Below are 13,241 nucleotides of genomic sequence, written 5' to 3'. Positions count from 1 at the left end.
TGGTCGTTATTGTCGCTTTGATGCGTAAACTCGCAAAAATTGCTTTTTATATCCATAAGGCAAAAACACCGTTTAACAAAGCGCGTCATCAGACGGTTTAACATAAACATACAAAACAAAACGGCTGTAAAAAGCAGCCGTGCATAGTTGTATCTGATATAAATGCAATAACTAAATAATCAATAAAAACAGCAATATACAATAATATCCTAATTTAATATTTGACATTGCAATATATCATCTTTTGTAAAGACAAAAAGCCGTCTCTACAAAAGCTTACGAAGCTTCCCCTTGCATGGGTGCTTTGTCTGTTATCTGTCAATCGCAACCCCCGACCGACAGCGACGCAAGACCGATAAAAAAAACAGCGCCACTAACCAAACCCCCTCCCTTCGAGCTCAACAATCCCGATGCGGGCGGGGCAGAGCAGGGGAGTAAACATTAATGAGATTTTCGTCGATGATGAATTAAGTTATTGACTAGAGAAAGGAAACATATGATTTAATTTTGAACAATTTGAAACCCAAACAAGCACAGGCAGAAATGCAAAAATCCCTGAACTGGCATTCAGGGATTTTTGCATTCCTGCCTAAATTTGAACCTAGACAGGAAAATCAAAATGCAGATTACCTTGAAGATTGGGAAATTGCTTTTGACAGTCAGAATCGACGTGAGAATTATTTTAGCGTTGATTATGGCATTAGGTCAATAACCCGCCATAAAGGCCGTCTGAAACGTTTCAGACGGCCTTTTCTTACCTGAATTGCTCACCCGCTTCAACATAACCGTCATACATTAGGTTTTGCGGGCTCTTGCCGCCCATTACCAGTACTTCAGGAGCGGGGGAAGGGGTACCCCCTGCCGCCGTATCAATCGGCATATTTTGCGCGTTTTGACGTTCATCTCGATATGGGTTGAACGGCAGACCGTCTTTGACATAGGTATTACAGGTTTTTTTGCCTATCTCTTTAATAGCCGTGCCCTGATGGGTATAGCAAGTGCAACCGCTATTGCCGCCACTGATGCAGGCGACAGGATATTCAAACGTACGCACCTGCCGCACACGGTCATAAAGCGGCTTGGATTCGACTTTTTCGGCTATTGTGGGTTCAAACATTTCTTTGGTCAACGACACCGGCCCATCTCCCAGCGATTCGGCCATATTTCGGCCAGCAGAAACCGCCGAATCAGCAGAAACCTGCTCAATCTGCTCTTTCGAAACTTTTTCAGCTCCAAAACCGCCAATCTGGCCGAACAGTGAATAAAAAGAGAAAGCAGCACCCGCAACAGCAAGGGGAATCAACCACCGAACACGACTTTTGGGCGTAGCAACCTTTGTATGGATTTGCGCCGATTTGTAAAGCCCGAACGCCTTTTTATCCAGCTTATACACCGACGGTCGGGCGTTCTTCATTTCGCTTTTGGGATTATTGGCGCAATAATCCCAGAAATAAATCATGCGCACGCCGATAGGCGTCTTGTGGATATGGTAATGGGCACCGACCAAGTCGCGAACCTGTTTATCTATGCGCATGGGCATTTGTGTTATCAGCACAATATCAACGCCCGCGTGCCTGTGCACATGCAGCCATTCAACCAACGCGGGCGGGGCAGATGATGCGGAGCGAGGCGGGAAGACGCGCTGGGCTTCGTCTATCACCACCAATGCGCCTTCTTCGCCCTGATTTTCGGGCAGCGGGGCCCACTCGTTAAAGTTTTTGATGGTTTGGCCGTCAGGGATAGAGCAGATCTCTATTTTGAGCTCAGGTATCCCGTCTATATAGATTTTTTTGCCCTTGTATTCGTTTTTGACTTTTTTAGACAGTTCAGAAACAAAATACAATGTTTTGCCCGAACCGGGTACTCCCGTAATCAGCGTAATCATTTACCACCCCCAGCGAAAAATTTAAGCGCCTTGCCTGTTGTAAAAAGGCCGATACAGAAATTGAAGGCACCGAAAATAATGTTAAATGCTTCCGGCACACCCGCCAGCCCCAACAGCCCCAGCAAATCGCCATCAAGCGCAAAATAATTGGCGCTCACGTGGTCAAGCAACCTTTGCAGCGCTTCACCGGAAACTTTGTACGAAACAAAAGAAACCCCGAGCGCGACGAACATTTTAAAAGCCCATTCTTTGAGCAACGGAACCAAAGCGGACGCCGCCAAAGCACCTAATGCAGGAATTGCCATTTTTTTACCCCCCCTTAAGAAGTAACTGAATTTAGCGTGCGGTAAACCATCATCGACGCCATCAACCATGCGAACATCACAATCACAGGCCTAAGCCTTGACGCGGCATCACACAAAAACCTCATCTGAAAACTGACCGTACCAAACTGACCCAAATCAATCGGAATATCGGCAGGACAATGACCACCTTCAGAAAACGCACCCGCCTTTTTGAATCCGCCGCCACTGCCGCTGCCATCGCCTTTCTCCAATGTTCCCCAATCAGGTTCGGCAACATCGTAATCAGCGCCTTCGCCGTCTTTTTTATCGTTTTCGCCCTTACCGTCTCCATCGCCTTTATCGCTACCACCATCCCCGCTTTGGCCGTTTCCGCCGCCCTGCTGGCCGCCGTTTTTGGCGCCATCGCCATTCACGGCGGCCAGCAGGGCGGCAAAACCGTCTTTTATCGACTTGCCAATCTGACCGAGCAGGCTGTTTGTTTCGTCTTGTTTTTTACCGTTTTCTGCCGTACTTGCCGCATTGGCATTGGCCGCACCGCGCATCTTGTCTATTGCGTCGGTCATCTTTTCTATCGAGCGGGATACATCGTTATTGCTGTTGTTACCGTCTTTGCTGCTATTGCTGTTACTGTTGCCGTTGTCTTTGTTTTCGCCCGTGCCTGTCTCAAACACTTTAGGGCCGCTGTTATCGGCAGACGTGCTACTACTATTTGATGCACTACTTCCTGCGGCACCGACACCACCGACATTAACGGACGTATCACCAGCACTTTCACCCGCACTTTTATTAATAATGGCAAGTTCTTTCGCCATACGCTGCTTAGATTCATTCAGATTCTTACGCAACCCCTCCAATTCTTTTTCATAACTTTCAACTTCCCTATCGACACAAGCCTTATAAGCTCGCGACAAAACAGAATTGTAATTTTTACAAGAGCTTATATTAGATAATAATTTTTTGTGCATTTTCTTCGGCTCTTCTTCATACCATTTAAAAATGCCAACCCATTTATTACGCCAAGATTCATACAAACTTTTTAACTCTTTATCATCTGTATTGGGCAGACCACCAGAACCGCTACCACCCGAACTGCCGCCGCCACTTGCCGAAGAGCCATTGCCGGAGCTTCCGCCACCGCTTGAAGAACCGCCAGCAGCAGCAGAACCGCCGCCACTACCACCGGAACCCGAACCACCGCCGCCGCCGATTTGAGACATACCGCCTGAACTACCACTCGAACCGCTACCACCAGAACTGCTACCAGAACTACCACCGGAACCACCACCAGAACTGCCACCGCCCGAGCTACCGCCGCTCACACTTTTGCCTCCGGTACCGCCGCTTGACATACCGCCAGAGCCACCCGAACCTGAACCGCCACTTCCCGAGCCGCTGCCCGATTTACTGCCCGAACCGCTTCCGCCACCCGCACCACCGTTACCGGAACCCATATTTGCGCCGTTGCCGCTGCCAAAATCCCTGCTATTGTCTATCGCTGTTGACGGCTCATTACGTATCAGTTTGCCGCCACCGCACTTGTAAGTCTTCCCTCCAATCTTCAAAACCGTACCATCAGGCTGCCCCGAACACGGCGTTACCAAAACTTCACCCAATTTAACGTTATTTACGTCATTCGCATATGCACCATTAAAAAATAAGGCAGCCACCGCCGCCCAAATTATTTTTTTCAACATAATCAATCCCCTACCAAAACAAATACGCAACAGACAGCACCAACGCCAAACCCAGCAAAAACGGAAAATCAATTATCATCTTTTCCCCCACCATAAAAAATCATTGTTTTCAGAGCCTTAAAACCAAACATCAGCATCCAGACCATTAAAACAGCAGCCCCTATAACCGCCCCTTCCTGAAACTGCTCTTTAAATGAGCATTGCGGGAAGCTCAACACAACCTTTTTGCCGTTTAAAAACCAGCTTTGGCCTATTTTTTCAGGCCTGATATATGTTCCATCCTGAAGAATAAGGGGCTGGGTTTGGGACAACACGTAATCATGCGCAGCTTCTGAAGAATTCACGCACTGCCATCCTATACGGTACCCCATACCTAACCCCTTATATTCAAACTAAAAAACCATTAACGGCCACGGAAGAAACCCATAACCATACGGAAACCCAAAATCAACAGATAGACCGAAAGTAAAGCCGTACCGGCCGCAGTAACAACCGGAATAATTTTGTTGATTTCGGCTGTTGCCGTCTGGGCAATATCGCCGATACCATCAGCCGAAGCAATTGCCGGAAGGGCAACCAATGCGGCAACAGCGGCTTTACTACCGTATTTTTTAACCAAATTCATGTTTTTCATGATGTTTTCCTTTAAAAGTGAATAAGATTTGCCGTTTTCAAAGGCAAACGGCCAGCCCGAAAGGTTATGCGGCAGGCTTGGAAGTCTGTTTGTCCTGACCCGCCACCCGCACATCGGTTACGACTGTCTGCATGCGGTTGCCGTTGGTTTCTACTTCGAGATTCAGCTCTGCATCAAAGGGCAGGGCGACACCCTTGAATTTTTCATAGTTGTCTGACGTGCCGTACTTCATCGGCTGCGTTGCCGAGCCGCGCATATCGTCGCTTTGACCAAACGGAAACTCGACATACAGCGTGGTACTGTCATAGGGTTTTCCATTGTCCAAAACGCCTCTGGAACGTTTGATTCCTGTAACTTTTGCGTAAGTTTTCATATTTTCTTTTCCTAAGTAAGTAAACGCCTTCACGGGCAGGCGTGTTGCCCTTTAACTGTTGATTTTTCGGTTCGAAATAAAATCGGGCGTTGCATGACGACGCCACATGTAGGCGTTGTAGGCGTCTTCGCTGTCAAATTTGGTATTGCTGACTCTAAACTGTTCGTTCAACCTGCGGTTTTCGACATCCGCCAAATATTCATCGTAAGTACGATGCTTCATTTTTGCGCCATCGACCCCGAACGTGCTTTCAAACACTGAGTACACATCACGCGGCACACGGTGGCATTCGTGTATGTAGGTCAAGCTTTCAGTCGCACAGTCAAATGCGGCGGGATTAAGCCTTTTGGGCATGTTTTTCTTGCCGTTTTTAAGCGTTTCTACAATGGCGGCATCATCAAGACCCATGCGCTTCAACAGATTGATTACGCCAGAAACCTGCATTGAGCCGTACTTAATACAGTGCTCAGCAGACACGTCTTGCTGCTTTTTTACCCGCTCAACTTTTGCCGGAGTTTCTTCGTACGAAAAGAAAAGGCTTTCAAATGCGGGGAATGCACCGGTTAGATATTGGCCTGCATCAATCAGGATTTCATGCGGTATCACAATATCGCGGCTGTGCAGTTCAAGTTCGACGCGAACCCACGGACTTTCCGAATCACCAAGCTGTTTTCCTTTTTCGTAAACGCGCACAAAGCGGCTGGCGTTTTTGCGGCTGCCGATATAAAGGGTTTTGCCTGTACCCAGGTAATGCAGCCAATCGCCACCGACACATTCGGCAATCGGCTTGGTGTGGCGGGACGTATAACCGCCGTTTTCCCAATCGCGCAAAGCCATATCGGGCGTATATTCGCCGTTTAGGAAGTCATGGGCTAAGTCGCATCGGGTGATTTTGGCGCTCGGTGCGTAAGCTTGGATGTAGTCGTATAAACGTGATTCCCAACCGTCTAAAGCAGCGGTCAAACCGACGCCAGTCATAAACAGGCACACCGTGTTGTTCTGGCGTTTACCGCCCATGGCGAAAAAGCCGTAATTTTCGGTTTCTGTACCCATGTGGTAACTGATTTTGTAGCCGTTGCGGCCACCTGTGTTCTGCTTCAAAAATCCATAGCCGAAAATCTCCGCAGCCACGGCAGAAGCATTCGCGGCAATCTCTTCATCCGTGCCGAGCTGGTCAGGGCGAACAAAAGTATCTTCGGGGAATACCACGGTCAGAGTGTCGATAAAGGCCGCAGTAGATTTACCCTTTTTAATAAGAATCTCTTTAAGCTTGCCGCCGACAATTACACAGTGCTGATAAGCTTCGCTTCGCGCCAGTCCCCCCGTGTTACTAGCGGGGGGAGCATTAAACGTTGATTTTTCTTGCATTTCCATCACTTCACATCCTCACGACTAACTACACGCAGCGGCGCGGCACAGGTTCGGCAATGCCGCTCATACTGATAAACCGCTTCTTCAAAAGATGACACTTGTCTAAGGTTCAGATATTCGGTTTTTGTCAAAATGTACCTAAGCTGAAAAGTGCCATCAGCGTCAGATACGGGCGTGATGATTTCGTAGATTTTGGTATTTCTCATTTTTGCTACACCGTAAATTAACGTGCAAACATGTTAACATGATGCAAATTATTAACGCATTATCATGTTAACTCAAGAACAAATTACTTGCATACATGCAACCTACTGTTTATATTGCTAAAAAAAATGGAGACAGTACCGAAATGAAAGCATTACGCATAAAAGACACACAGGAAGAAAGCCTTCGCAGGATTGCAATTAACGCCAACAAGAAATTAGTACAACTCGGAAAACAACCCATCCGAGATAGTGAGCTTGCACACGCACTACTTAATGAAGCAATTAAACGTGCTATGGTCGACGACGACGGCAACATAACCATTAGAAACAAATAATTAAAACGGGGAAACATCTTATGGAAACAATAATAATACTTGGCATAATCATAGTAATATTTGCCGTGATTGGCGGGGAGAAAAAAAGACAAAGAACACATCGAAACAGAGAGAACGGGGCGGGAATACCGGATAAATGGCCGTTTTACACATCCAGCCTGATGAGCGCCCCCGAACAGCAGCTTTATTGGAAGCTGAAAAAAGCCTTGCCCGACCATCTGATAGCATTTCAGGTTCAGACGAGCAGGGTACTCAAAGTAAAGAAAGGCCACAATTTCGGAACATGGCATAACCGAATAAACAGGATGAGCTATGATTTTGTTGTATGCAATAAAAACAGTTATCCCATTGCGGTTATCGAACTGGACGACAGCAGCCATGAAAGAGACGAAGCCAGAATAGAGACGGACAAAAAGAAAAACAAAGCCACCACGGACGCAGGCTTAAAAATATATCGCTGGAAAGTAAACGAGACCCCTAGCCATGAAGAAATCAAAGCCTTATTTAACGGAAAACAGTAATTAGCATCCGCGCAATATTGCCCAAAACAGGCCGCCAACATAAATAACCGCTTATCATTACGTAAGCGGTTATTTTTATTATGCAATCTCAAAGCCAGTGGTTGGACATGTACAAATCGATGCTTAGCATACGCTCCGATTACAGGCTTGCCGCCAAGTGGCAGACCAGCCCGAGCCGCATCAGCCAAATCCGGCGCGGCCGTCTGAAGCTGTCGTTTGCCGAGTGTTTGGAAATTGCGGCAGCGCTGCAAATCGAACCGCTGGAAATCCTGGCCGCGCTGGCTTATCCGGCAGCCAAGCACCACGAACAGGAAGCCGTCAAGCGTGTCTATTATGATGCGCTGGTTAAAACCATCGGTGCGAGGATGAGCATAGCGGCGACCACGGGCGGCTACCGCAACGGATGGCGGCGCAAGTAGCTTTTGCTACTTCGCATAATGTTCGATTTATGGAAAATTTAAGGCTGTTTGCCTTCGGCGACGTTCGCCACGTGGCAGGTGGGCAGGGAGATAAAACCACCCTGCCCACCATGCCGAAGCGTGTTTCTTGGTATTTTCGGTATCAAGGGGCATTCATAAAGATTTGGCAAAAAGCACGCCAAATCTTTACAAACCTTCCCCTTGACACCGAAAACACCAATTCCTAATTAACGACGGCACCAGACTGCATATTAGGGCGCGAATCTACATAACCATCATACATTAGATTTTGAGGCGATTAACCACCCATAACGAGTACCTCAGATTGAGGTAAATCATACTGAACAGGCTTAGCGACTTCACGGCTTCTTTCTTTATACGGGTTAAAAGGCAAGCCGTTTTTGACGTATTCATTACAGGTTTTTTTATCAATTTCCTTGATAGCAGTACCTTGAGACGAATAGCACGAACAGCCAGAATTACCACCAGAAATACAAGCAACAGGGTATTCAAAATCCTGAACTTTTCGAACGTTATCATAAATTGGCTTAGATTCGACTCTACCCTGAACAGTAGGCTGAAAATAAGATTCTGCTAAACTTCTTTGCTGATTAACACCGTTACCAAGTTGAGAAGCATTCTTTTTGACAAAATCATCCGAACGCTTAGAAACGGCAGAATTTATATCAGACGCCGAAATATCAACAGGAGCAGAAGCAGCAGAAACATCATCATCACTAGAAAAAGAAGAAAGTGACTTATAGCTCAAGTAGCCGAAAAGTGCGAATAAACAAATAAATAAAGGTAGAACCCAAAGAACACGAGATTTAGGCGTAGATACTTTGGTATGAATTTCAGCAGAACGATAAAGCTTAAAGGCTTTTTTATCAAACTTATAGACTTCAGGACGCGCGTTTTTCATTCCGGATTTTGGATTATTTTCGCAATAGTCCCAATAATATTTCATTCTCACACCCAATGGCGTTTTATGGATATGGTAATGCGCACCAACCAAATCACGGACATGCTTATCAATACGTGTGGGCATTTGTGTAATTAAAATTAAATCAATGCCAGAATGGCGATGAACATGAAGCCATTCCACAATATCAAGAGCTTTTGAACCAGCACTACGAGGGGGAAATAAATTTTGCGCTTCGTCAACAATGACAACAGAACCTTGGTTTTCAGGCAACTGAAGCCAAATATGCATCTGGTCAATAGTATAACCCTCAGGAATAGGCTCAGTAGGAATAACTAAATCAGGTATTCCATGAGTGAAAATTTTTCTGTTTGCCCATTCTTTATTAACCTTTTTTGCCAAATCAGAAACAGCAAATAATGTCTTTCCAGAACCGGGAACGCCAGTAATTAATGTAATCATAAAACCCCCTATTTATTAATGAATTTCAAAGAGCGGTAAGAAGCCCATATACCAAATGAGAAAGAAAAACCGCCCAGAATAATATTTAATGCTTCAGGAATACCGGCAAGACCTAAAATATCCTGAATCTCAGTAGGAATAGAAAAATAGCTATCAGCGAATCTATCCAAGACTTCTTGAACGGCAACGCCAAGCAATTTATAGGAAACAAAGGTAACACCAAGTCCCAAAGCAAGCTTGAAAAACATTGACAAAAGCCAAGGAACAAGAGCAGGGAGAAATGCCTTAAGAGCAGCAATAAAAGCCCCTGCAATAGCAGCTAAAGCAGGCATAATTAACCTCTCATAGAGTTAACAGTTTTAAAAATCATTAGCGAAGCAAAAAAATATGCCAAGGAAATAAAAACAGGTCTTAATTTGGAAGCAAAATCACATATAGGCTCATAGCTAAGCTCATGAGTACCGAATTGCGCAAAATCCAACATAACTGATTGCGGACATTGCCCACCAGTAGGAAAAACAGAAGCGGGAGAAAAAGAACCGAAATCGCCGTCAGAATTCAAAGAACCCCAATCAGGTACATCAGGTTCACCAAAACCGCCGTCACCACCGGAATCATCATTTTTATCGCCGTCACCATTACCATTACCACCGCCATTACCAGTACCACCAGTACCACCACCAGAATTACCGCCAGTACCACCGCCACCAGCATTACCACCAGTACCACCAGTAGCAGAACCAGAGCCACCACCGGCACCGGCGGAATCCGCCGAGCTATTCGCATCCGACGAATTTCCGCCGGTGCCGGAAGTGGCTTTGGAACCGCCACCAGAAGAACCGCCACCAGTTGAAAAACCAGTAGAATTTAACTTATTGCGAATGTCGTTTAGAGTATTGGCAATATTTGATAGAACGGAATTAACAAAATCGGAATTAGTAACAGAAGAAACAGACGGCAATTCAGGCTTAGGTTCAGGCTTGACAGTACAGACAACAGAAAAAGAACCGGACCCCCCATTTGCAAGAGCAGAAAAACCATGATCACAGCCCATATCATTCTTCATGCCAGAAACACGGGAAGGAGATAGAGAATCACAATAAACTGAATAAACCATGCGAGAACCTTCATGCGTATCAGGAACGGAATGGCCAGTCAAACTCATAACTCTTTCAGACGATATACCGTTATACGTTCCAGAACATTTATTATCAGTGAAACCAGTAGTACGAGGATAATTATAGGGTTTAATATTTGACTGACTACTACCATGAATAAAATAGGATGAAACACCTTTCAAATCATCTGGTAATTTACGAGAACCACCGCCAGTACCGCTACCACCGCCAGTACCAGTACCAGAGCCACCAGAACCACCAGTACCACCGCCACCGCCAGTGCCACCAGAACCACCGCCACCATTATCATTGACTTCTTGTTCACGGCGTTTGCGGGCAATATCGTCTAGAATTTTCGCAATCTGTTCTTCTTCCTTTTTAAGATTATCCAATTCTTGAGGAGATATGCCCAAATCATTAGCTTCTTCCAAATGCTCTTTGGTATATGATGACGATGGAGGCAAATCTTTAATATCTACAACAGTAGAATTTTTTGTTTTTTTAACATCTGCATAACAGGTTTTTAAAACACAAAAATATGTAGTAACTTCATATTCAGACCCATCGGAATTACTACCTTTAACAGTTTCAAAAAGGGGAGCATATTTTGCAAAAGTTTCGTTTGTAACTACCATCAATTTTGCATATGATGGTAAAGAAAAAGCGGTCAACAAAGCGACCGCCAAATATTTGATTTTTTGCATATCTACCTACCAAAAAAAAAGATAAAGAACAGATAAAACGGCAAAAAAGCCAATCAGAAAAGGAAAATCAACTACCATCTGAAATCCTTGAACCGTTAATTAATGCTGCAACTACTTTAAAAGAAAACATAATTGCAAATAACATTAAAAAGGGAGCAGCAAATAATGCGCCATCTTGAATCTGACCAACAAAAGAACATTCTGGGAGAGACAGCGCGATTTCATCACCATTCAAAAACCATGAATTACCAATTTTTTCAGGTTTTAAAATCGCGCCATCTGGGGTAATGACAGGAGATACAGAAGAAAGAACATAGTCAAATGCAATTTCTTTGCTTTCGATACATTGAGTTCCTACTCTATACCCCATGATTACACCTTAGCGACCGCGAGCAAGGAAGCCAGTTACCAAGCCGAACGCCTTAATAACAACATAAACAGACAGCAAGGCCATGCCAGTTGAGGTAATAACTGGCACGATACCATTGATGGCAGTAGTGATTGCAGACGCATCAATTTCAACAGCCATAGCAGGAGCAGAAGCACCCACAACAGCACCCAAAATAGCCACTTTTTGGCCGTGTTTGCTCAAAAACGTTTGTTTTTGCATAATTTTCACCTTTAAATTAATAAATAAAACGAAATGGATTGCCGTTTTAGTCGGACTGCATACCGATTAATCAGGCTTTGGCAGATGAAGCAGGGGACGGCTCTTTGTCCAAAACGCGCAGAGAATGCACTACCTGAATAACTTTTTTGCCTTTAATTTCGGGCACCAAATCAACTTCGACTTCAACAGGAAGACGACCGCGCAAATGCTGAATTTCCTTCACTTTTTCAGCATTGCCAAATTCACATTGAATCAAATCGTGGCCAAATTCATTTTGAGAATCGGCCGAGATTGGACGCTCGATAAAAAGACGTGTGTAGTCGTATTCGATACCGTTGTCAGTTTTACCCTTGTTAAACGCCACTTTTCGCAGAATTGCTTTCATTGCTTACCTTTCATAGGGTTTAAAATAAAGTCAGGAGTAGAATGTTTACGCCACATGTATGCCAAATAGGCATCTTCATTGTCGAAACGTTCAGGCTTGCCAAATTGTTCATTCAATTTTCTTTTCTGAACATCGGCTAAGTATTCGTCATAGCTTCTATGCTTACGAGCAGAATCTGCACCAAAGGTAGAATCAAAGACGGAATGAATATCACGAGGAACGCGATGAACTTCGTGAATGTAAGTTAGCGATTCTGTTGCGTAATCAAACGCAGCAGGATTTAATCTTTTCGGCATATCGGTTTTGCCGTTTTTCAAAGTTTCAACAATAGCAGAATCAGATAAGCCCATACGCTCAAGCAAATTCACAACGCCAGAAACTTGAATAGAGCCGTATTTAATGCAATGTTCAGCAGATACATCTTTTTGCTTTTTTACTCTTTCCGCCTTGGCAGGAGTTTCGGAGTACGAAAAAAAAAGATTTTCAAAAGCAGGGAATGCACCTGTTAGAAATTGACCAGCGTTAATCAAAACATCATGGGGAATAATAATGTCCCGATTGTGCAACTCAAGTTCAACACGAACCCAAGGGCTTTCAGAATCGCCAAGCTGTTTGCCTTTTTCATAAATACGCACGAAACGGCTTGAATTTTTGCGAGAACCTATATACAGGGTTTTGCCAGTTCCACGATATTCGAGCCAGTCGCCACCAACGCATTCGGCGATAGGTTTTGTATAACGACTTGTGTAACCACCGTTTTCCCAATCAGAGAGAGCCTGATTAGGCGTGTATTCGCCGTTTAAAAAATCATGCGCTAAATCCACGCGGGTAATCTTTGCAGTTGGAGCATAATCTTGCAGGTAGTTATATAAACGGTTTTCCCAACCTGAAAGAGCAGCAGTAAGGCCAACACCGGTGAGAAAAAGACAAACTGTTTCATTTTGCCTAGCACCGCCCATGGCGAAAAAACCATAGTTTTCAACGTCAGTACCCATGTGATAGGAAACTTTATAGCCGTTTCGACCACCTGAATTTTGCTTAAGCAGACCGAAACCGAAAATTTCAGCAATCACAGCAGAGGCGTTACCGGCAATTTCTTCATCCGTTCCCAACTGGTCAGGACGAACGAAAACACTTTCAGGAAAAACGATAGTCAGCGTGTCAATAAAAGCAGCACGAGAAGAACCGCGTTTTAAAAGAACTTCAACCAATTTACCTTTGACAACAACAAAATGCTCATAAGCTTCGCTGCAAGCATTTGCTGTTGCTGCAAGTCCCCCCGTGTTACTAGCGGGGG

At 44.8% G+C, this 13,241-nt stretch carries 18 protein-coding genes and 1 pseudogene; 5 read left to right on the top strand and 14 right to left on the bottom strand.

Annotated features, from left to right (window positions below):
• A pseudogene (locus tag C7N83_RS17050) lies at nucleotides 1–101 on the top strand (IS110 family transposase); the annotation flags it as partial.
• 406 nt (nucleotides 102–507) lie between these two features.
• Nucleotides 508–762: a hypothetical protein gene (locus tag C7N83_RS14875; RefSeq protein WP_211296638.1), complete on the top strand. Its 255-nt coding sequence runs from the start codon at nucleotides 508–510 to the stop codon at nucleotides 760–762.
• Here the strand turns inward: C7N83_RS14875 and C7N83_RS10125 are convergent.
• The 7 genes from C7N83_RS10125 to C7N83_RS10095 all read right to left on the bottom strand — a co-directional run bounded on the left by C7N83_RS10125 (nucleotide 755) and on the right by C7N83_RS10095 (nucleotide 6,265).
• Nucleotides 755–1,885: a zonular occludens toxin domain-containing protein gene (locus tag C7N83_RS10125; protein WP_106742433.1), complete on the bottom strand. Its 1,131-nt coding sequence runs from the start codon at nucleotides 1,883–1,885 to the stop codon at nucleotides 755–757. The genes C7N83_RS14875 and C7N83_RS10125 overlap by 8 nt on opposite strands.
• Complete coding sequence (locus C7N83_RS10120; protein WP_170064889.1) at nucleotides 1,882–2,190, bottom strand: DUF2523 family protein; 309 nt, start codon at nucleotides 2,188–2,190, stop codon at nucleotides 1,882–1,884. The genes C7N83_RS10125 and C7N83_RS10120 overlap by 4 nt, the downstream gene beginning before the upstream one ends.
• Before the next feature lie 14 nt (nucleotides 2,191–2,204).
• The gene (locus C7N83_RS15305; protein WP_211296637.1) at nucleotides 2,205–3,884 is read right to left on the bottom strand and encodes a virulence factor TspB C-terminal domain-related protein; all 1,680 of its coding nucleotides are present in this window, start codon (nucleotides 3,882–3,884) and stop codon (nucleotides 2,205–2,207) included.
• A 68-nt stretch (nucleotides 3,885–3,952) separates the two neighbouring features.
• Nucleotides 3,953–4,228 (bottom strand): hypothetical protein, encoded by a 276-nt coding sequence (locus tag C7N83_RS10110; RefSeq protein ID WP_146135134.1) that lies wholly within the window; start codon nucleotides 4,226–4,228, stop codon nucleotides 3,953–3,955.
• Nucleotides 4,229–4,287: 59 nt separating this feature from the next.
• Nucleotides 4,288–4,518 carry a hypothetical protein gene (locus tag C7N83_RS10105; protein WP_106742429.1) on the bottom strand — a complete coding sequence of 77 codons (231 nt, stop codon included), beginning with the start codon at nucleotides 4,516–4,518 and terminating at the stop codon, nucleotides 4,288–4,290.
• 64 nt (nucleotides 4,519–4,582) lie between these two features.
• Nucleotides 4,583–4,891, bottom strand: coding sequence for a hypothetical protein (locus C7N83_RS10100; protein ID WP_106742427.1), 309 nt, complete (start codon nucleotides 4,889–4,891; stop codon nucleotides 4,583–4,585).
• Between the two features lie 51 nt (nucleotides 4,892–4,942).
• A complete protein-coding gene (locus C7N83_RS10095) occupies nucleotides 4,943–6,265 on the bottom strand; it encodes a replication initiation factor domain-containing protein (protein WP_106742426.1) in 1,323 nt (440 codons plus the stop codon).
• Nucleotides 6,266–6,611: 346 nt separating this feature from the next.
• On the opposite strand from C7N83_RS10095, the gene C7N83_RS10085 reads away from it, so the two are divergent.
• From C7N83_RS10085 to C7N83_RS10075, 3 genes are all read left to right on the top strand, one after another.
• Entirely contained in the window at nucleotides 6,612–6,803 is a 192-nt protein-coding gene (locus C7N83_RS10085) for a hypothetical protein (protein WP_106742435.1), read from the top strand.
• Nucleotides 6,804–6,823: 20 nt separating this feature from the next.
• Nucleotides 6,824–7,324, top strand: coding sequence for a DUF2726 domain-containing protein (locus tag C7N83_RS10080; protein ID WP_106742423.1), 501 nt, complete (start codon nucleotides 6,824–6,826; stop codon nucleotides 7,322–7,324).
• Nucleotides 7,325–7,443: 119 nt separating this feature from the next.
• Nucleotides 7,444–7,743, top strand: coding sequence for a hypothetical protein (locus C7N83_RS10075; protein ID WP_146135132.1), 300 nt, complete (start codon nucleotides 7,444–7,446; stop codon nucleotides 7,741–7,743).
• 298 nt (nucleotides 7,744–8,041) lie between these two features.
• On the opposite strand, the gene C7N83_RS10065 is transcribed toward C7N83_RS10075, so the two are convergent.
• The 7 genes from C7N83_RS10065 to C7N83_RS10025 all read right to left on the bottom strand — a co-directional run.
• Nucleotides 8,042–9,127 (bottom strand): zonular occludens toxin domain-containing protein, encoded by a 1,086-nt coding sequence (locus C7N83_RS10065; RefSeq protein WP_106742417.1) that lies wholly within the window; start codon nucleotides 9,125–9,127, stop codon nucleotides 8,042–8,044.
• Between the two features lie 8 nt (nucleotides 9,128–9,135).
• Nucleotides 9,136–9,459 (bottom strand): DUF2523 family protein, encoded by a 324-nt coding sequence (locus C7N83_RS10060; RefSeq protein ID WP_106742416.1) that lies wholly within the window; start codon nucleotides 9,457–9,459, stop codon nucleotides 9,136–9,138.
• Nucleotides 9,460–9,461: 2 nt separating this feature from the next.
• Nucleotides 9,462–10,949, bottom strand: a complete 1,488-nt coding sequence (locus C7N83_RS15300; RefSeq protein ID WP_146135131.1) for a virulence factor TspB C-terminal domain-related protein — start codon at nucleotides 10,947–10,949, stop codon at nucleotides 9,462–9,464.
• A 67-nt stretch (nucleotides 10,950–11,016) separates the two neighbouring features.
• Entirely contained in the window at nucleotides 11,017–11,319 is a 303-nt protein-coding gene (locus tag C7N83_RS10040; protein WP_106742411.1) for a hypothetical protein, read from the bottom strand.
• Nucleotides 11,320–11,328: 9 nt separating this feature from the next.
• Nucleotides 11,329–11,559, bottom strand: coding sequence for a major capsid protein (locus tag C7N83_RS10035; RefSeq protein WP_106742409.1), 231 nt, complete (start codon nucleotides 11,557–11,559; stop codon nucleotides 11,329–11,331).
• 70 nt (nucleotides 11,560–11,629) lie between these two features.
• On the bottom strand, nucleotides 11,630–11,944 hold the full coding sequence (locus C7N83_RS10030) for a hypothetical protein (protein ID WP_106742407.1): 315 nt from the start codon (nucleotides 11,942–11,944) through the stop codon (nucleotides 11,630–11,632).
• Nucleotides 11,941–13,241 (bottom strand): replication initiation factor domain-containing protein (locus C7N83_RS10025; protein ID WP_106742405.1); only part of this gene is annotated, 1,301 nt, incomplete at its 5' end. The genes C7N83_RS10030 and C7N83_RS10025, both read right to left, overlap by 4 nt.

Source organism: Neisseria iguanae (assembly GCF_003013245.1).
In the GTDB taxonomy this organism is placed as follows: domain Bacteria; phylum Pseudomonadota; class Gammaproteobacteria; order Burkholderiales; family Neisseriaceae; genus Neisseria; species Neisseria iguanae.
Note: the sequence above shows the minus strand (reverse complement) of the source record. Positions and strands in the feature narration are given on the sequence as shown.